Raw genomic sequence first — 16,779 nt, forward strand, 5'->3', positions numbered from 1 at the left:
ACGCGAGCCCCGAGCCGCCGAGGCCGGAGGCCTCCGCACGCGGGGCGGGGTGTGGTGAACGAGGAGTAGTGGAACAGGTGCCGGAGCACGATACGGCCGCGCCCGTCGTCAGGCTCGGGGACGGCGTCGTGGCCGTTCCGCTGGCCGGGACGCTCGACGGCGCCCGCGGCCGGGCCGTGGTGGAGACGCTGCCGCAGGCGGTCGTGGAGCAGGGGGCGCGATGCGCGATCCTCGACGTCACCGGCGTTCCCGCCGTCGACCCGCCGGCGGTGCGCCACCTGCTGCGGACCGTCGCCGCGGTGCGGCTGACGGGCGCGGAGTGCGTGGTCTGCGGCATCCGGCCGGCCGTCGCGCGGGAGGTCGTCCGGCTCGGCCTCGACCTGAGGACGGTCGTCACCCGTACGACCCTCGACGACGCCCTGGCGTACGCGCTGCGCCGCCTGCCCTCCGGGGCGGGTGAGCGGTGACCCGCGACGTTCCCTTGCCCGCCGCCGGGCCGGCGCCGCGTACGGGCGGCCCCGCGCGGCGCCCGGCCACGACGACCGGCCGGTACGCCTACGGCACGGCCCGCCCGGTGCACCACCGCGCCGCCACGACCGAGGCGGGGCGGCCATGACGCGCACCAGCACCTGGCAGATCGGCAGCGTGGTCGACGCGGCCCGGGCCCGGATCGCCACCGCCCGGCTGGCCGCCGCGTACGGCGTACCCGCACTGGACCGCACCCGGCTGACAGCCGCCCTCAGCGCCCGACTGCGGCCGTGCCTGACCAAGGGCGGCACCTGGCGGCTCACCCTGGACGTCACCGGATCCGGCCCCGGCGACGGGCTCCTGACGGTCACGCTCACCCCGGCCCGCGAGGCCAGCGCCGTCGGCGAACCGCCGTGGCGGACCTCCGTCGCCTGCCCCGAGCCGACGGCGGTGGCGGACGAGGGGGCGCCGGACGACCCGGCCGCGCTGGCCGAGGCACTGCTCGGCGCGGACGAGGACACCGCCCTCGCGCTGGACCGGCTCACCGAGCAGGAGGACCTGGTCGCCGCCCACCGCGAAGAACTGCACCAGACCAACCAGGGCGTGCTGGCCCTGCACGCCGAACTCGACGCGGCCGGTCACGCGCAGCGCGAGGCGTTCGCCGCCGAGCGGCAGGCGCGCACCGAGGCGGAGCGGGCCCGGCGCAGGCTGACCTTCCTCGCGGACGCCAGCGCGGTGCTGACGAGCTCGCTCAACCACGAGGAGATCGTGCGCCGGCTGCCGGACCTGCTGGTGCCCCGGTACGCGGACAGCGTGGACGTCTGGCTGTTCGACGACGAGGGCGGCCGGGGCCCCTCGGCACCGCGGCCGGCGGCGGCCGTGCTCGCCGCCCGCACCGGGCGGCCCCAGTACGCCGCCGACCATCCCGGCGGCCTGCTGGGCGTGGACGACCGGCCGCCGTCCGCGCTGGACCCCACGCGTCCGCTGCTGTGCGTGCCGCTGTCCACGCTGCGGGCTCCGCTGGGCGTGCTGACGCTGTCGCCGCCCGGCGCGCGCTGGGAGCCCGACGACGCGGTGATGGTGATCGAGCTGTGCCGGCGGGCCAGCATCGCCATCGACAACGCCCGCCGCTTCGAGCACAACCGGGACATCGCCGAGACGCTGCAGCGCGCCCTGCTCACCGAGCTGTCCGCCCCGCCCGGGCTCGGCCTCGCCGCGCGCTATCTGCCGGCCACCCGCGGGCTGAACATCGGCGGCGACTGGTACGACGCCTTCCGGCAGCCCGACGGGAGTCTGATCACGGTCGTCGGGGACGTCACCGGGCACGGGCTGCACGCGGCGGTGATGATGAGCCAGCTGCGCACCGCGCTGCGCGCCTACGCGGTCGACGGCGGCAGCCCCGGCCGGCTGCTGACCCGGCTGCACGTGTTCCTGCACCATCTCCAGCCCGATCTGTTCGCCACCGCCGTCATCGCCCGGTTCCGGCCGGGCGAGGACACGATCACCTGGGCCGCCGCGGGCCATCCGCCGCCGGTGCTGCGGCTGCCGGACGGGCGGGTGCGGGTGCTGGACGCCAAGCCGGGCGCGATGCTCGGCATCCCGCTGCGCCAGGAGATCGGCGACCACACCGTGCGCGTCTGTCCCGGCTCGACGCTGGCCCTGTACACCGACGGTCTGGTGGAGCGCCGCGCAGAGGGCATAGACCCCGGCATCGAACGCCTAGGGGCGGCCCTCGGCGACTGCCGGCCGGCGGAGCTGGACACCGATCTGGAGGGAGCGGCGGACCGCGTCCTGGAGCCGCTGCTGCGCGACTCCGAGCGCGACGACGACGTGTGCCTGCTGCTGTGCCACATCGCGGGCCTCCCGTCGCCGCCTTAGGGAGCCCGATCCCGGGAACCCACGTAGGCACACACACGAACGCGCATGGACACGGGCACACGCGCACCCGGTCGCGCCGTGCGCTCCCCGCCGCAGGGGGGCATGGTGGTGACCGAGCGTGTGTCCGGCCCGCCGGGCCCGGCCCGAGCGCCGGTGCGACGGCACGGCGGGACGGACGAGGTGCGAAAGCAGCGATCCAGGGGCAGGCGCAAGAGGTCGAGGCAGACCGCCTGGAGCCGCAGAAGGGAATGAACACCGTGACACGACCCAGGATCCTGGTGGTTGGCGCAGGCTTCGCCGGAGTGGAGTGCGTCCGCCGTCTGGAACGCAGGCTCTCCCCCCACGAGGCCGACGTCACCCTGGTGACGCCGTTCGCCTACCAGCTCTATCTGCCGCTGCTGCCGCAGGTCGCCTCCGGCGTGCTGACGCCCCAGTCGATCGCCGTCTCCCTGCGCCGCAGCCAGAAGTACCGCACCCGGATCATCCCGGGCGGGGCCATCGGCGTGGACCTGCGGGCCAAGGTCTGCGTCGTCCGCACCATCACCGACCGCATCGTCAACGAGCCCTACGACTACATCGTGCTGGCCCCCGGCAGCATCACCCGCACCTTCGACATCCCCGGCCTGACGGACCACGCGTTCGGCATGAAGACGCTCGCCGAGGCCGCCTACATCCGCGACCACGTCATCTCGCAGCTGGACCTGGCCGACGCCAGCGACGACCCCGCCGAACGCGCCTCGCGCCTGCAGTTCGTGGTGGTCGGCGGCGGCTACGCCGGCACCGAGACGGCCGCCTGCCTGCAACGGCTGACGCACGCCGCGGTCGAGCGCTACCCGAGGCTGGACCCGGCGCTGATCAAGTGGCACCTGATCGACATCGCGCCGAAGCTGATGCCGGAACTCGGCGACAAGCTGGGCCGCAGCGCCCTGGAGGTGCTGCGCCGGCGCGGCATCGAGGTGTCGCTGGGCGTGTCCATCGCCAAGGCCGGCGAGGAGGAGGTCACCTTCACCGACGGCCGGGTGGTGCCCACCCGCACCCTGATCTGGACGGCGGGCGTGGTGGCCAGCCCGCTGATCGCCACGCTGGACGCGGAGACCGTGCGCGGCCGCCTCGCCGTCAACGCCGACATGTGCCTGCCCGGCGAGGACGGCGTGTTCGCGGTCGGCGACTCCGCGGCCGTGCCGGACCTGGCCAAGGGCGACGGGGCGGTGTGCCCGCCGACCGCGCAGCACGCCTCCCGGCAGGGCAAGGCGGTCGCGGAGAACGTGATCGCGGCGCTGCGCGGCCAGCCCCTGCGGCCGTACCGCCACAAGGACCTCGGGCTCGTCGTCGACCTCGGCGGCGCCGACGCGGTGTCCAGGCCGCTGGGCGTCGAACTGCACGGCGTGCCCGCGCAGGCGGTGGCCCGCGGCTACCATCTGGCGGCGCTGCGCACCAATGTGGCCAAGACCCGCGTGGTGACGAACTGGCTGCTCAACGCGGTCGCCGGCGACGACTTCGTGCGCACCGGCTTCCAGGCCCGCAAGCCGGCCAAGCTGAAGGACTTCGAGTACACCGACGCGTATCTGACCAAGGAGCAGGTGCGCGAGCACGTGGAGAAGGCGCGGTCGCGGGCGTCGTGACGCCGGGCGGGGCGCGCCCGCCACGGCCGGCCGCGACGGGCGGCGGGGCCGTGGCGGGCGCGCGTGCGATGCTGGGAGAGATCATCGGGGACCGGGAGAGAGTACGACGGCGTGAGTGCAGCTGAGGAGTCGGTCTGGGCACGGCTGCGGGATCGCGTCACGGCGTCCGATCCCGGACTGCTGAGACTGGCCGCGGGGTCCCGGACGGCCGGTTCGATCGCGCTGACCCTGGCGGTCCTGAGCGCGCTCCACGCGCCGGTCACCCATCTGGTGGCCGGCGCGATCGCGTCGATGGCGGCCACCTTCGCCATCCGCGAGAAGGCGCGCTCCCGCCAGGCCGTCACCCTGGCGCTGTGTCTGCCCGTGGCACTGGCGTCGGTGTCGCTCGGCGCGCTGCTGAACGCACGGGTGGTGATCGGCGACGTCTTCTTCGTCGCCCTGATCTTCTGCGCGGTCTACGCCCGCCGCTTCGGCGACCGGGGCAACGCGCTCGGCCTCATCGGCTTCCAGATCTACTTCATGTCCCTGTTCGTCGGCGCCACCGTCTCGACGCTGCCGGGGCTGTACCTGGTCCTCACCGTGGCCTTCGCGTGCAGCGCCCTGGTGCGCTTCGTGATCGTCTACGAGACCCCGGCGGGCATCCTCGAACGGCTGCGCGAGGCCTTCCGGGTGCGGCTCGCGCAGCTGGTCTCCGCGCAGCTGGAGCTGCTGGACGCCGGCCCCGACCAGGTGGACAAGGCCCTGGAGTCGGTGCGCGAACGCACCGCGCGGCTGCACGAGACGGCGCTGATGGTGCAGGCCCGTCTCCAGGAGGGCACCGCCGACGAGTCCGTGGCGCGGCTGGTGCAGCGGCGCATCGCGGGCGCCGAGATCGCCGCCGAACGGCTCGGACTGCTGCTGCTGAACCTGCGCAGCAGCGAGCGGGCCGACACGCTCACCCTCCATCTGCCCGGCGCGCCGCTGCCGCCGGCCGGACTGCGTCCGGTGCGGGAGGAGGCGACCGACACGCTGCGCCGGGACCTCAGGGCGCTGAGGATGCTGGTGCTGCGACCCGCCGGGGCGGGCGGCGGGACCGCCATGACCCATGTCCGCAACCGGCTGCTGGGCTACCGCGACGAGGAGAACCTGCCGCCCGCCTCGGCCGCCGCGCAGGACGTGTTCCGCGGGATCGGCGAGGCGGGGCGGGCGGTCCTCGGGCTGCGGGTCGCGCTCGGCGGGCCGCAGGACGAGTCCGACGACTCGCCGGCCACCACCCGCTCCCGGGAGGAGCTGGACGCCGAGGACGCCGCCATCGAGGGCGCCGAGGCCGGCGAGCAGGAGGCGGAGAAGGCGCCGAGCGGGCTGCGGCGGCCCACCACGCGGTCGGCGGTGCAGGTCGCGCTGGGATCGTCCCTGGCCATCGTGGGCGGCGAGTTCCTGTCCAGCCAGCGCTGGTACTGGGCGGTGCTGACCTGCTGGATCGTCTTCATCAACACCTCCTCCACCGGCGAGATACTGGTCAAGGGCTACCGCAGGCTGCTGGGCACCGTGCTCGGCGTGGTCGCGGGCATCGTGCTGGCGGGTCTGGTCGGGCCGCACACCTGGCCGGCGCTGGGGCTGGTGCTGGTGTTCGTCTTCGCGATGTTCTACACGGCGCCGCTGTCGTACACGCTGATGTCGTTCTTCGTCACCGCGGCGCTCGGACTGCTGTACACGCTGCTGCACACCTACAGCCTCTCGGTGCTGCTGCTGCGCATCGAGGAGACCGCGCTCGGCGCGGCCTGCGGGATCATCGCGGCGGCCGTGGTGCTGCCGGTGCACACCGACCGGCGTACCGACGAGCTGCTGGTGACGGTGCTGGACCGGCTCGCCGATGTGACCGGTGCCGCCGTCGAACAGCTGAGCGGCGGGCCGGTCACGGATCTGCTCGACCAGGCCCGTGACCTGGACCAGGCGCTGAACGACCTGCGCGCGGCCATCCAGCCGCTGACGCATCCGATCACACCGCTGCGGGCGCGGCGCAACACCGCCCAGTACCTGCTGGCGCTGCTGGAGACGTGTGCCTACCACGCGCGGTCGCTGGCCGCGACCGCCGAACTGCTGCCGACGCATCCCTCGATCGCGGCGGACCCGCGGCTGCGCCGGGCCTGTGCACGGATCACCCACAACATCGCGGCACTCACCGCACACCTGTCGGACGAGCACGCCGACGCGGAGATCGAAACGGGGCCGAGCATCGCCTCGCTGCTGGAGTCGGGCGGCACGCCCGGCACCCCCCGCTACGGCAGGGTCACCGACCGCGTGCTGCGCCATCTGCAACGGCTGGACGAGTCGGTGGTGGGCCTGGCCCGGCCGCTGGGAGTGCGGCTGCCCACGCCGAAGCGGTGAGCGGCGACGCGGGCGTCCGCGCCCAGGGGATGCGCGGACGCCGTGCCGGACCGGTCAGAAGTCCGTGGGGAGGTCGCTCACCTCGGCGATGCCCCGCAGTTCCTCGGTGTCCCGGTGCCGGTCGCGTATGTAGTCCGCGATCTCGGTGAGGCGGGTCGGGTCCGAGGCGGTCGCGGCGTCGGTCACCACCCGGACCGGGCCGGTCTCCTCGATGTCCAGGACCACCAGCTCGTTGTCCAGCCTGCCGGTGACGGCGGTGGCGATGACCAGGGCGGCCTCGTCCCGTATCTCCTGGGGCAGGCCCTGGGCCTGCGGGCCGTCCAGCGGGAAGTCGGTCGTCGGCACACCCTGCTCGCCCTGTTCCTGGATGGCCTGCAGGACCGGGTCGACGACGGTGAGCAGGAGCTCGTAGTCCTCTTCGGGCATCCGGACCCGCAGAAGGTCGAGATACACCTCCACGGCCCGGTCATCGGGCGGAAGCTCGTTCTCGTTCATCTGCTCCGTGTTCCCCGCCCGGCGCTCGTCAGACGCGACGCCAGCGAGCGAGCGCGAACGAGAACAGTCCGAACAGCACGAGACCGGCCGCGACCAGCACCAGCAGCCAGGGGCCGAACGGGGTGTCGGCCAGCGAGCGCAGCGTGTCGTCCAGGCCTTTGGCCTGGTCCGGTCGGTAGTCGATCGCGGCTCGCACGGCGAAGACGCCGGCCGTGGCGAACACCAGTCCACGTGCCGCGCCGCCGCCGACGCCGGTGACGTCGATCAGGCGGCGGGTCCTCGGGGACAGCTCGCCGAGCTTCAGCTTCTTGCGGTAGTGCCGCCGCACCGCCTGCACGCCCATCCACACACCGGCCACCGCGATGCCGGCCCCGGCGGCGCCGACCAGCCACTGCCCGGCCGGTACGGCCATGGCCCGGGCGGTCAGGTCGCGCGACTGCTCGTCGCTGGACCGGCCGCCGCCGGAGCCCGCCGCGAAGGACAGCACGGACCAGGCGACGGACACGTAGAAGACGCAGCGGGCCACCGCCGCGAGCCGCTTGCCCGCCTTGCGGCCGTCCGGTCCGGCGGCGCCGAAGACCGCCTCCGACAGCCGCCACAGCGCCATGCCGGCCAGCCCGACGCCGAGCGCCCACAGCAGCACGGCGCCGAACGGCTTGTCCGCTATCGCGGCCAGCGCGCCGCTGCGGTCGGCCTGCCGGTCGCCGTCGCCGAAGGCGACGCGCAGCGCCAGCACACCGACCAGCAGGTAGATCACGCCGCGCGCGGCCAGCCCGGCCCGCGCGGCCCCCTCCGTCATCGAACCCTTCGCCGCCCGTCGGACGCCGAGCCGTCCGGTACGTGCCACGGCACTCGTCTCCATCGCCACCTCCGGCCCTGCGAATGCCCCGACTCCGCCCGGACACACACGGCGACCACGCCACTGCCCGTGTGCTGGGGCGCACACGGGCAGTGGCGGGCGGGCAGCGGGGGGCCGGCCCGCCGGGACACGGCACCGGCGGGCCGATCGGACGGTCCGGAGGCCGCGGCATCCGCGGGGACGACCGGCCGGTTCGGCGCGCCCGGACGATCCCGGTACCACCGAGGCGCGGTGGGTCACTGCCGAACGGCGGTGCCCCGCCGCCGGACGGCGGGCGGCGGAACCGGACCGGCGGCTGAGCGCGGTCGCCGGGGGCGAGCAAGGCGCCGCCGACAACCCGTGCCAGGACGGCCGCCGGCCTCGCGGCCAGGGTTGGAAGGCCCGGACGGCCGCGGCGTACCCGGGGTACGTCGGCCACTGCCGCACGACGCTCGTCACCGGGCGCGGCCGCGCCCGAGCGGCGCGTCCCCGACGGCTCCCGACGCAGACGGGACACCTTGCCGACCGGCCGGGGTGCGCCAGGCGACAGGCCCACCCGGAGCACGTCTGCGGCTGAGCCGGGTGCCGCTGACGGTCTGTTGCGCAGAGCGCCGACCGGCTCCTCGTCGGAGCCGGTCGGCCGAGGGCCTGTTGTGGCCCGGCGGTGATCGGCCGGCGGGCGGCTGGGAGCCGGGCGGCTCGTGGGTGCCGGGGTCAGGCGGTCGCGGCGGGGGCCGGGGCGGGCGGGGGCGGGGCCGTGTGGGTGATCTTGCGAGGGGTCGGCACCACTTCGCGGGCGGCGGGCGCGCGGTGCTCCGCGGCAGCGGGTGGCCGGTGGGTCGTGGCGGCGGGTGCCCGGCGCTCGGCGGCGGGTGCGGCGGCCGCGGCGGCGAGCATGTGCCGGGCCGTTTCCAGGGCGGCTCTCACCTCACGGGTTCCGGTGGACACGCACAAGGTGTAGGCAAGGTCCTGCGCCCGCGTGGTGCGGACGGCGACCGCGGAGGCGGCCTCCTCGGCCAGCGCCGTCTCGTACTCGTGCACGAGCTTGCGCAGGAACTCGGGATGGGGCATCAGCACTCGGTCACTCTCCATGGCTGTCCTGGGATGTCGTACGTGGGGGCGGCGACGCTCAGGAGGCGGCGGCTCCCGGCCCCTTGCCGCGCCGGCCGGCCCGCTCGGCCAGCACCTCGTCCCGGACCCGCGCGCAGCTGCGGCTGATCAGGCGTGACACATGCATCTGCGAGATGCCCAGCCGGTCGGCGATGCGGCTCTGGGTCATGTCCTCGAAGAAGCGCATGTAGAGGATGGCCCGCTCGCGTTCGGGAAGCCGGCGCAGTCCTTCCTTGGCGGACTCCCGGTCCACAACGACGTCGTAGGAGGAGTCGGCGGCGCCGAGGGTGTCCGCGAGGCTGTAGCCGTCCTCGCCGGTCGACATCTCGGCGTCCAGGGACAGCGTGCTGAAGCTGTCCAGCGCCTCCATGCCGGTGTTGACCTCCTCCTCGGTCAGCCCGGTGTGGGCGGCCACGGCGGCGACCGACGGCTCGGGGCTGCCCGGGTTCTGGGTCAGCTCACGGCGCGCCACCCGCACCTTGTTGCGCAGTTCCTGCACCCGGCGGGGCACGCGCAGCGCCCACATCCGGTCCCGGAAGTGCCGCTTGACCTCGCCGGTGATGGTGGGCACGGCATAGCTCTCGAAGGCGCCGCGGTCCGGGTCGAACCGGTCGATGGCCTTGACCAGCCCGAGCGCCGCGACCTGGCGCAGGTCCTCGATGGACTCGCCCCGGTCGCGGAAGCGGCCGGCGATGCGGTGTGCCATGGGCAGCCACGCGGTGACGAGTTCGTCGCGGGCGCTGTCCCGCTCCGGGCCGTCCGGCAGGTCGGCCAGACGCCGGAAGAGGGCGGCGGTGTCGGGGGCGTCGTCGTGCGGACGCCGGGTGGCGGCGGCCTGGTCGGCCGGCTGCTGGACGGTCTGCTCGTTGGTCTGGTCGGTGGTCCGGTCGGCAGGGTGATCAGGGGTGGAGTCGACGATCTGGTCTTCGGGGATGCCGGGACGGCTTGTCGACATATCGATGAGCATGCGGAATCGCTCCTGAACGGTGGTTTCAGGGATGTACCGCGGGAGGCGCTGGCTCTCTCCGGTGCTCTCCGGTCCAGCCGGGGGCCCTCGGAGCAGCCATACCGCTCCCGCTGGCGCGCCTCCGGTCCGAAGCACGAGATTCCGTCTGCCCGGGGGCAGGAGTAACAAACTCCGCTTCCGTCCGATTCTTTGCAGTCGGCAACGCACCCCCGCCGGGACCCCGCCGCCCCCCAGGTCAGCGGGGGTACGACGCGATCGGCGGGCGGGCCTCCCGCGGGGTCGCGGGGCCCAGGGCGTGTTCCGAGAGAGTCCCGTCCGGCCCGCGACGCCTGCCACGGCGCCTCGCCGCGTTGTCGGCATCGTCCGTGTACGCCTGGTACGCGGACGCCTCTCCGCCTTGCGACGCACCGCGCCGGACGCCGCGGGCCCCGCCCTTCGGGCGGACGACACCACTCGGAACACGCCCCGGCTGGTGGGTCAGTTCAGCGGGACGACGACGCTGATGCACTTGCCGCCGGAGGGCAGGTCGCAGACCTGCACGTCCCGCGCCAGCCGGCACACGATCGGCCAGCCGCGGCCGCCGAGCCGACGCCGGCCCTGCCGGTCCACGGGTGGGCCGACCACCGGCAGCCGGTCGCTGCGGTCGCTCACGCACACCCGTACGTCCGGTCCGACGACGTCCACGTGGAAGTCGGTGATCCCGCCGCCGTGCAGGATGGCGTTGGTGGTGAGTTCGGAGGCGACGAGCTGCGCGTCGGAGACGGCGTGCGCGTCGCAGGGGGCGTGACCGGCGCGGCAGCACTCGCTGATGGCCCGTTCCACCGCGCGGCGGGCGTCGGCCGGTTTGCAGGGTTCACACCGTCCCGGCCGGCCCACGGCGGACGGCGCCTCGACTATGGGGGTGGTCCTGTGCTTCTCGCACATCTCCTCGCTCCCGGTGTGGTGAAGGTCGCTCCCGGTGTGGTGCGGGAGGGCAGCCGGACCGGCGGGTGGATCGCGCCCGGCGGATCCGGGACGCCCCGGCGGCGGCGGCCGGGCCGCCGCGCCGTACGGACGGTGGCGCGTACCGCGCGGGTCCGGCGCGCCGCGCCGCTCCCAGGTCTCCTAGTCCGGCTAGCCCTCGCGGGCCGCGTGAAACATCCCCGCGCCCCGGGAACAAGCGGCTTCGGGGCCATTGGATCGCGCGCGGCGGGTACGCGCACCGGCATGACCGAAGTCGTGGACTCAGACGAGCTGTTGCGGCGGATCCAGCGGGCGAGGGCCTGTGCCGAGGAGGAGGAGCGACGGTGGCGCGGCCGCCGCGACAGCCTCGGCACGGACGATCCGGACCGGGCCCGGGAGGCGGCCGGGCACGTGATCGCCTACGAGGCGGTCCTGCGGGTCCTGGACGAGATCGTGACCCCCGGGAAACACGAGCCCCGGCCCTGAAACCGTCACAGGGTCTTCGCCGGGCTGGACGGCTGGCGCCGGCAGATGGCCCTGCGCGGCGAGGAGCTGATGGGCGGCACGCTGGAGCTGGCGGGCCGTGTGCGTGCCGCGGGCGAGGACATCGATGGGCTGCACGTCAACGACCGGGCCGACTTCTGCGGCCCCGGACTCGCCGACGACTTCGACCCACTGCCGGTCGTCATCGACGTGACCGGGCTCGGGATCACCGGCTACCGGGCCGCCGACTGGCTGCGCGAGCACCGGAAGGTGGACGCGCACCTGACCGACCACCGCCGGATCGGCGCGCAGCTCACCCACGGCGACGACCAGGAGACGGCGGACGAGCTGCTGTCCGCGCTCAAGGACCTGGCCGCCGCGGCCCCTGAGCTGACGGGGGGCCCGCAGGTCGACGTGCCGGACCCGGCAGGGCTGCGGATGGAGCAGGCGATGCTGCCGCGGGACGCGTTCTTCGGGCCGACCGAGGACGTTCCGGTGGGCGAGGCCGCCGGGCGGATCGCGGGCGAGATCATCACCCCGTACCCGCCGGGCATCCCGGCCGTGCTGCCGGGCGAGCGGCTGTCGGGGCCCGTGTTGCGCTATCTGACCACCGGGCTGAGCGCGGGCATGAACCTGCCGGACCCGAGCGACGCCGAGCTGAACACCGTCAGGGTGGTGGCAGATGCCGGGTGAAAGCGAGTGAAACCAGTCACGTGCGTGCCCGGGGAGCGCGCGAAACGAGCCGAGATGGTTTACGGTTCATCCATACGCGGCGACGGGGTCGAACCGTTGACTCCCCCGTGCGCCGCCGCGAACGGCCCTGGCTGGCTTCCCCCGTCCAGCCAGGGCTTTTTTCCTGCCCGCAACGGCGGTCGCCCGGCTGCGGCCGCGCAACCCCGACCGGCTCCCGCCGGTGGCCGGAACCCGGCGGGCGGCGCCCGCGGCAGGGATGCGAACCCGCGCCGCCGAGGTGCCCGGGGCGCGCGCAGCGGCTGAAAATGGACGTGGGCACATGCGTCCCATCGATCGCCGGCGAGAGGCCCAGGCCATGACGAAGCCGATCAAACTGCTGACCGCCCTCCCCCACAAGCAGCGCGAACGCCTGATGGAACTGGCGAAGGAGGTCTCCTTCCCCGAGGACACGCGGATCTTCGAGGCGGGCGGCACGGCCGACCGCTTCTGGGTCGTCCGCACCGGTGCCGTCCACCTCGACCAGCAGGTCACGGCGACCCGCCGGGTGACCGTGGCGAGTCTCGGGGCGGGCGATCTGCTCGGCTGGTCCTGGCTGTTCCCGCCCTACCGGTGGGACTTCGGGGCCGAGGCGTTCAGCCAGGTGCGGGCCTACGAGTTCGACGGGCCGTCGGTGCTGGCGCTGTCCGTGGAGGACCCGCTGCTGGGGCTGTCCCTGGTGCGGACCGTCGCCGAGATCCTCGCCCACCGGCTGGAGCTGACCCGCGGTCGGCTCCTGGAGCAGTACACGATCCCCCGGCGCGGCCTGTAGGAGCGCCGGCCGGGCCGCCGCCCCGGCCGCCCGGCTCAGACGCGGTAGCGGCGCAGCGCCGGGACGGCCGCCGCCAGGCCCAGCATCAGCACGACGACGAGCAGCCCGCCGCCGGTGACCGCCGCGCGCGGGCCGAAGGCGGACCCGGCCGTGCCGTGCAGCACGTCGGCCAGGCGCGGGCCGCCCGCGACGACCACCGTGAAGACGCCCTGCATCCGGCCGCGCATCTCGTCGGTGGCGGCGGACAGCAGGATCGCGCCGCGGAACACCATGGAGACCATGTCGGCGACGCCGGCGGCGGCCAGGAAGGCCACCGCGATCCACAGGTTCCGACTCGCCCCGGACCCGGCGACGGCGATCCCCCAGGCGGTCACCGCGCCGATCACCATCCAGCCGTGCCGGCGGGCCCGGGAGAAGGTGCCGGAGAACAGGCCGCCGGTCACCGCGCCGATGGGGACCGCAGCGAACAGCAGGCCGAGCGCCAGGCCCTCGCCGTAGGGGGCGTACGTCTCGGCGGCGAGCTGCGGGAACAGGGCGCGGGGCATGCCGAAGACCATGGCGATGATGTCGGCGAGGAAGGACAGCAGGAGGACCTTGTGGCCCGAGATGTAGCGGAACCCGGCGGCGATCTCGCGCAGACCGGCGCGGCGGGCGGCGGATCCGGCCAGCGGCGGCAGCGCCGGCAGGCGCAGCACGGCCCACACCGTGGCGCACAGGGCGACGGCGTCGATCAGATACAGCTCGGGCAGCCCGATGACGGGTATCAGCGCACCGGCCAGCAGCGGTCCGGCGACCAGGCCGGTCTGCATGACGGTCGAGCCGAGGGCGTTGGCGGCGGGCAGCTCCCCGGCGGGGACCAGGCGGGCGATGGAGGCGTTGCGGGCCGGGGAGTTGAGTCCGAAGAAGGCCTGCTGGAGGGCGAGGAGCACCATCAGCACCGCCACCGAGTCCAGGTGCGTGACCGCCTGGAGCCAGAACAGCAGCGAGGTGACGGCGATGCCGATGTTGGTGACCAGGAGGAGCTTGCGGCGGTCCACGGTGTCGGCGACGGCGCCGCCCCACAGCGCGAACGCGACCATCGGGACCAGACCGGCGAGGCTGGCGTAACCCACCCAGGCCGAGGAGCCGGTGATGTCGTAGATCTGCTTGGGCACGGCGACGGCGGTGAGCTGGCTGCCGACCGCGGTGACGATGGTCGAGGTCCACAGCCTGCGGTAGGCAGGGCGGCGCAGGGGGCGGGTGTCCATGGCCCAGCGGCGCCAGCCGCGCCGTTCGGACCCGGCCGGTTCCGGAGCGCCCGCCGCCCCGGGTCCGGCGCTGCTGTCGGTGGTCTCGCTGGTGTCCACGGTCTTCCTGGGTGCTCGTTACATCTTTTTGTCGGAGTTCACTATCGCAGGACCGGTTGCGCGGCAGGAACCGTGCCCGGCAGCCGGACCGGCGAGTGGCCGGGACCGGGCCGCCGGAGCCGGCTTCGGACCGCCGGGGCCGGTGTCGGAGCGCCGGGGTCGGTGGGCGGGCGTCTGTGCGGATTCTGCGAAGGTCCGCGACTGGGGCACTCGCGCGGTTTCGCACCGTTTCGGCCGGTGACCCGATGTGGGGTACGCACTATTGACAGGCACGGACGACTTCGATCGCAGGTGACTTCTCATGGACAACTGGCGCGACCATGCCGCGTGCCGCCAGGAGGACCCCGACCTCTTCTTCCCGATCGGCACCACCGGTCCGGCCCTGCTGCAGACCCAGCAGGCCAAGGCGGTGTGCGGTCGCTGCCCGGTGCGCGAGCAGTGCCTCGAGTGGGCGCTGGCGACGGATCAGGCCATCGGCGTGTGGGGCGGGACGAGCGAGAACGAGCGGCGCGCGCTGAAGCGGCGGCGCGCGACGGCGGCCCGCCGGCACTCCGGCTGAACCGCGGCCGCGCCGGCCACCGGCACGCGAAGGCCCCGTCCGGGATTCCCGGACGGGGCCTCGGCGGACGCGGCCACGCGGAGCCCGCGGGCCGCTCCCCCGGGTCCGGCCGTCAGTGGGCCGAGCGGCGCAGGGTGCCCCAGTGCGCTTCCTGGCGGGCCACCTCCCGGCGGGCCTCCTCGATGACGGCGGGAGCGATCCAGCACATCGGCTCCACGTCGACCACCAGCGGCTCGTTGTCGGGGCCGCGGCCCGTCTCGCGGCCCCCGAGGACCCAGGGCCGCACCCCGGGCCCCTTCTCATGGGGCAGATGCGCGTAGTCGTAGAGCCGGCGCGCCACCCACAGCGGTACGGAGCGGTCCTGCCACCACTCCTCCACGTCGAGCGGGTTGGCCGACAGGCCCGGCATACGGACGCCTGTCAGCTCGTCGATGCTGGAGGTGGCGCCCAGGTCGGTCGCCGGCCCTCGCGACCAGCGGACGTACAGCCCCCGGCGACGGCCGACGAGGTCGGCGAGTTCGACCAGCGACTGTGCGACCGGCAGGTCGTCCGATGGGGTCATGACATGCTCTCCTTCGTGCCTCAGGCGCTCGGGGTACCCGCCGGGAGCTGCGGGAATCGGCCCGCAGGCGCCTGTTCCGGCCGCCCGGCGGCACCGTCCCGCGAAGGGGGGCGCGGCGCCGCGGCGGCCGGTGGGGCCGTCGGGCTCACGGGGTGTCCGGCTTGCCCTTCGTGAACAGCCAGGTGCGGAACAGCCCGTCGAGGTTCTTGCCGGAGATCTTCTCCGCCAGCGCGGTGAACTGCGCGGTGGTGCCGTTGCCGTGGCGGTGGTCCACGGCCCAGGAGCGCAGGATGCGGAAGAAGGCGGTGTCCCCGACGGCTCCGCGCAGCTTGTGCAGCACCATGGCGCCGCGGGAGTAGACGGGGCTGGCGAAGATGTTCTCGCCGTCGCCCGGGTCGGCGGGCGGGAACGCCCACAGCCCGTCGCCGGCCGGGCGCTCGTACAGCGCGTCGAACCGGTCCTGCGCGCTGCGGCCGCCGTGCTGCTCGCTGTAGAGCCACTCGGCGTAGGTCGCGAAGCCCTCGTTGAGCCAGATGTCCTTCCAGCGGGTCACGGAGACGGAGTCGCCGAACCACTGGTGGGCGCTCTCGTGGACGAGGGTGCTCAGGCTCGGTGCCGAGTCGTACAGGGGCCGGCTCTGCGTCTCCAGCGCGTAGCCGACGGAGGAGGCGTGGTCCACGATCGACCCCGCCGACCGGAAGGGGTACGGCCCGAACAGTTTGCTCTCCCACTCCAGCACCGAGGGCAGCTTCTTCAACGCGGAGGCGGAGTCGTCCGCCTCACGCGGGTCGACCGCGTTGTAGATCTTCAGGCCGTCGCGGGTGGTGTACTGCTCGACCTGGAACCTGCCCACGGTGGCGGTGGCGAGGTAGGCGGCCATCGGCTCGTCCTGGCGCCAGCGGAAGGTGGTGCGGCCGGCGGCGGTGCGGCTGCCCAGGTAGACGCCGTTGGCGACCGCGGTGTGCCCCTTGGGGACGGTGATGGCGAAGTCGTACGACGATTTGTCCGTCGGGTGGTTGTTCGCCGGGAACCAGGTCATGGCGCCCTGCGGCTCCCCGGCGACGAAGGCGCCGTCGTCGGTGCGGATCCAGCCGTCGTCGGAGCCGTCGGGGTCGGTGACCTGCTCGGGCGATCCGTTGTAGGCGACGGTGACGCGGAAGCGGTGGCCCTTGGGCAGGGCGGTGCGCGGGGTGACGACGAGTTCCTGGCCGTCGCGCCGGAAGGCGGCCGGGGCGCCGTCGACCGTGAGCCGGGTGACCTTCAGGCCGTTGAGGTCGAGGTCGAAGCGGGTGAGGCGCTGGGTGGCGCGGGCGGTGAGCACCGCCGTGCCGTCCAGGTGGCCGCTGTCCGGATCGTAGCCGAGGGTCAGGTCGTAGTGCTCGACGTGGTAGCCGCCGTTGCCGGCGAGCGGGAAGTAGGGGTCGCCCGCGCCGGCGGAGCCGGTGGTGCGGGCCGCGGTGTGGCCGGGGCCGGTGTGCGCGACGTGGGCGGGGCCCGCCGCCGCGGGGCCGCCGGCGGCCAGCAGCGCCGCGAGGGCGACGGGAACGGTGGCGGCCACGGCATCGCGGCGCAGGGCCGCGGCGCGTCCGGCTCCGGCGGGCCGGTTCGGGGGTGGCGTCACGTGCACTCCTTGGGGGCTCG

At 74.4% G+C, this 16,779-nt stretch carries 15 protein-coding genes and 1 pseudogene; 8 read left to right on the forward strand and 8 right to left on the reverse strand.

Annotated features, from left to right (window positions below):
* The first annotated feature begins 77 nt into the window (after positions 1-77).
* The 4 genes from AB0N63_RS30430 (at position 78) to AB0N63_RS30445 (ending at position 6,335) form a co-directional block, all read left to right on the forward strand.
* Complete coding sequence (locus AB0N63_RS30430) at positions 78-467, forward strand: STAS domain-containing protein (RefSeq protein WP_365533932.1); 390 nt, start codon at positions 78-80, stop codon at positions 465-467.
* 145 nt (positions 468-612) lie between these two features.
* The gene (locus AB0N63_RS30435) at positions 613-2,346 is read left to right on the forward strand and encodes a SpoIIE family protein phosphatase (protein WP_365533935.1); all 1,734 of its coding nucleotides are present in this window, start codon (positions 613-615) and stop codon (positions 2,344-2,346) included.
* A gap of 248 nt (positions 2,347-2,594) precedes the next feature.
* Positions 2,595-3,968, forward strand: a complete 1,374-nt coding sequence (locus AB0N63_RS30440) for an NAD(P)/FAD-dependent oxidoreductase (protein ID WP_365533938.1) — start codon at positions 2,595-2,597, stop codon at positions 3,966-3,968.
* A gap of 144 nt (positions 3,969-4,112) precedes the next feature.
* A complete protein-coding gene (locus AB0N63_RS30445) occupies positions 4,113-6,335 on the forward strand; it encodes an FUSC family protein (RefSeq protein ID WP_365534081.1) in 2,223 nt (740 codons plus the stop codon).
* Positions 6,336-6,389: 54 nt separating this feature from the next.
* On the opposite strand, the gene AB0N63_RS30450 is transcribed toward AB0N63_RS30445, so the two are convergent.
* The 5 genes from AB0N63_RS30450 to AB0N63_RS30470 form a co-directional block, all read right to left on the reverse strand.
* On the reverse strand, positions 6,390-6,830 hold the full coding sequence (locus AB0N63_RS30450) for a hypothetical protein (RefSeq protein ID WP_365533941.1): 441 nt from the start codon (positions 6,828-6,830) through the stop codon (positions 6,390-6,392).
* A gap of 28 nt (positions 6,831-6,858) precedes the next feature.
* Entirely contained in the window at positions 6,859-7,692 is an 834-nt protein-coding gene (locus tag AB0N63_RS30455; protein WP_365533943.1) for a DUF1206 domain-containing protein, read from the reverse strand.
* 690 nt (positions 7,693-8,382) lie between these two features.
* Positions 8,383-8,760 carry a DUF5133 domain-containing protein gene (locus AB0N63_RS30460; protein WP_365533945.1) on the reverse strand — a complete coding sequence of 126 codons (378 nt, stop codon included), beginning with the start codon at positions 8,758-8,760 and terminating at the stop codon, positions 8,383-8,385.
* 37 nt (positions 8,761-8,797) lie between these two features.
* Positions 8,798-9,745 carry a SigB/SigF/SigG family RNA polymerase sigma factor gene (locus tag AB0N63_RS30465; RefSeq protein WP_365533948.1) on the reverse strand — a complete coding sequence of 316 codons (948 nt, stop codon included), beginning with the start codon at positions 9,743-9,745 and terminating at the stop codon, positions 8,798-8,800.
* 477 nt (positions 9,746-10,222) lie between these two features.
* The gene (locus AB0N63_RS30470) at positions 10,223-10,669 is read right to left on the reverse strand and encodes an ATP-binding protein (RefSeq protein WP_365533950.1); all 447 of its coding nucleotides are present in this window, start codon (positions 10,667-10,669) and stop codon (positions 10,223-10,225) included.
* A 282-nt stretch (positions 10,670-10,951) separates the two neighbouring features.
* On the opposite strand from AB0N63_RS30470, the gene AB0N63_RS30475 reads away from it, so the two are divergent.
* The 3 genes and pseudogenes from AB0N63_RS30475 to AB0N63_RS30485 all read left to right on the forward strand — a co-directional run bounded on the left by AB0N63_RS30475 (position 10,952) and on the right by AB0N63_RS30485 (position 12,671).
* On the forward strand, positions 10,952-11,173 hold the full coding sequence (locus AB0N63_RS30475) for a 3-deoxy-D-manno-octulosonic acid transferase (RefSeq protein ID WP_365533952.1): 222 nt from the start codon (positions 10,952-10,954) through the stop codon (positions 11,171-11,173).
* 12 nt (positions 11,174-11,185) lie between these two features.
* Positions 11,186-11,863: pseudogene (locus AB0N63_RS30480) on the forward strand (ornithine decarboxylase); the annotation flags it as partial.
* Positions 11,864-12,218: 355 nt separating this feature from the next.
* Complete coding sequence (locus AB0N63_RS30485) at positions 12,219-12,671, forward strand: cyclic nucleotide-binding domain-containing protein (protein WP_365533954.1); 453 nt, start codon at positions 12,219-12,221, stop codon at positions 12,669-12,671.
* Between the two features lie 35 nt (positions 12,672-12,706).
* Here AB0N63_RS30485 and AB0N63_RS30490 read toward each other — a convergent pair whose 3' ends face one another.
* On the reverse strand, positions 12,707-14,017 hold the full coding sequence (locus AB0N63_RS30490; protein ID WP_365533956.1) for an MFS transporter: 1,311 nt from the start codon (positions 14,015-14,017) through the stop codon (positions 12,707-12,709).
* A 301-nt stretch (positions 14,018-14,318) separates the two neighbouring features.
* Between AB0N63_RS30490 and AB0N63_RS30495 the strand changes: the two genes are divergently transcribed.
* Positions 14,319-14,576, forward strand: a complete 258-nt coding sequence (locus AB0N63_RS30495) for a WhiB family transcriptional regulator (RefSeq protein ID WP_009193300.1) — start codon at positions 14,319-14,321, stop codon at positions 14,574-14,576.
* 112 nt (positions 14,577-14,688) lie between these two features.
* Here the strand turns inward: AB0N63_RS30495 and AB0N63_RS30500 are convergent, their stop codons facing one another.
* Positions 14,689-15,138 carry a DUF6098 family protein gene (locus tag AB0N63_RS30500; protein WP_365533959.1) on the reverse strand — a complete coding sequence of 150 codons (450 nt, stop codon included), beginning with the start codon at positions 15,136-15,138 and terminating at the stop codon, positions 14,689-14,691.
* 145 nt (positions 15,139-15,283) lie between these two features.
* Positions 15,284-16,696: a M1 family metallopeptidase gene (locus AB0N63_RS30505; RefSeq protein ID WP_365534084.1), complete on the reverse strand. Its 1,413-nt coding sequence runs from the start codon at positions 16,694-16,696 to the stop codon at positions 15,284-15,286.
* Positions 16,697-16,779: the final 83 nt, after the last annotated feature.

Origin of the sequence: Streptomyces sp. NPDC093260, assembly GCF_040683715.1 — a bacterium.
In the GTDB taxonomy this organism is placed as follows: Bacteria; Actinomycetota; Actinomycetes; order Streptomycetales; family Streptomycetaceae; genus Streptomyces; species Streptomyces sennicomposti.

Bases quoted from the DNA above. Each gene is read 5' to 3' on its own strand.
- AB0N63_RS30435 (WP_365533935.1), top strand. From the start codon at position 613: ATGACGCGCACCAGCACCTGGCAGATCGGCAGCGTGGTCGACGCGGCC.
- AB0N63_RS30440 (WP_365533938.1), top strand. From the start codon at position 2,595: ATGAACACCGTGACACGACCCAGGATCCTGGTGGTTGGCGCAGGCTTC.
- AB0N63_RS30450 (WP_365533941.1), bottom strand. From the start codon at position 6,830: ATGAACGAGAACGAGCTTCCGCCCGATGACCGGGCCGTGGAGGTGTAT.
- AB0N63_RS30455 (WP_365533943.1), bottom strand. From the start codon at position 7,692: ATGGAGACGAGTGCCGTGGCACGTACCGGACGGCTCGGCGTCCGACGG.
- AB0N63_RS30460 (WP_365533945.1), bottom strand. From the start codon at position 8,760: ATGGAGAGTGACCGAGTGCTGATGCCCCATCCCGAGTTCCTGCGCAAG.
- AB0N63_RS30465 (WP_365533948.1), bottom strand. From the start codon at position 9,745: ATGCTCATCGATATGTCGACAAGCCGTCCCGGCATCCCCGAAGACCAG.
- AB0N63_RS30470 (WP_365533950.1), bottom strand. From the start codon at position 10,669: ATGTGCGAGAAGCACAGGACCACCCCCATAGTCGAGGCGCCGTCCGCC.
- AB0N63_RS30475 (WP_365533952.1), top strand. From the start codon at position 10,952: ATGACCGAAGTCGTGGACTCAGACGAGCTGTTGCGGCGGATCCAGCGG.
- AB0N63_RS30485 (WP_365533954.1), top strand. From the start codon at position 12,219: ATGACGAAGCCGATCAAACTGCTGACCGCCCTCCCCCACAAGCAGCGC.
- AB0N63_RS30495 (WP_009193300.1), top strand. From the start codon at position 14,319: ATGGACAACTGGCGCGACCATGCCGCGTGCCGCCAGGAGGACCCCGAC.
- AB0N63_RS30500 (WP_365533959.1), bottom strand. From the start codon at position 15,138: ATGACCCCATCGGACGACCTGCCGGTCGCACAGTCGCTGGTCGAACTC.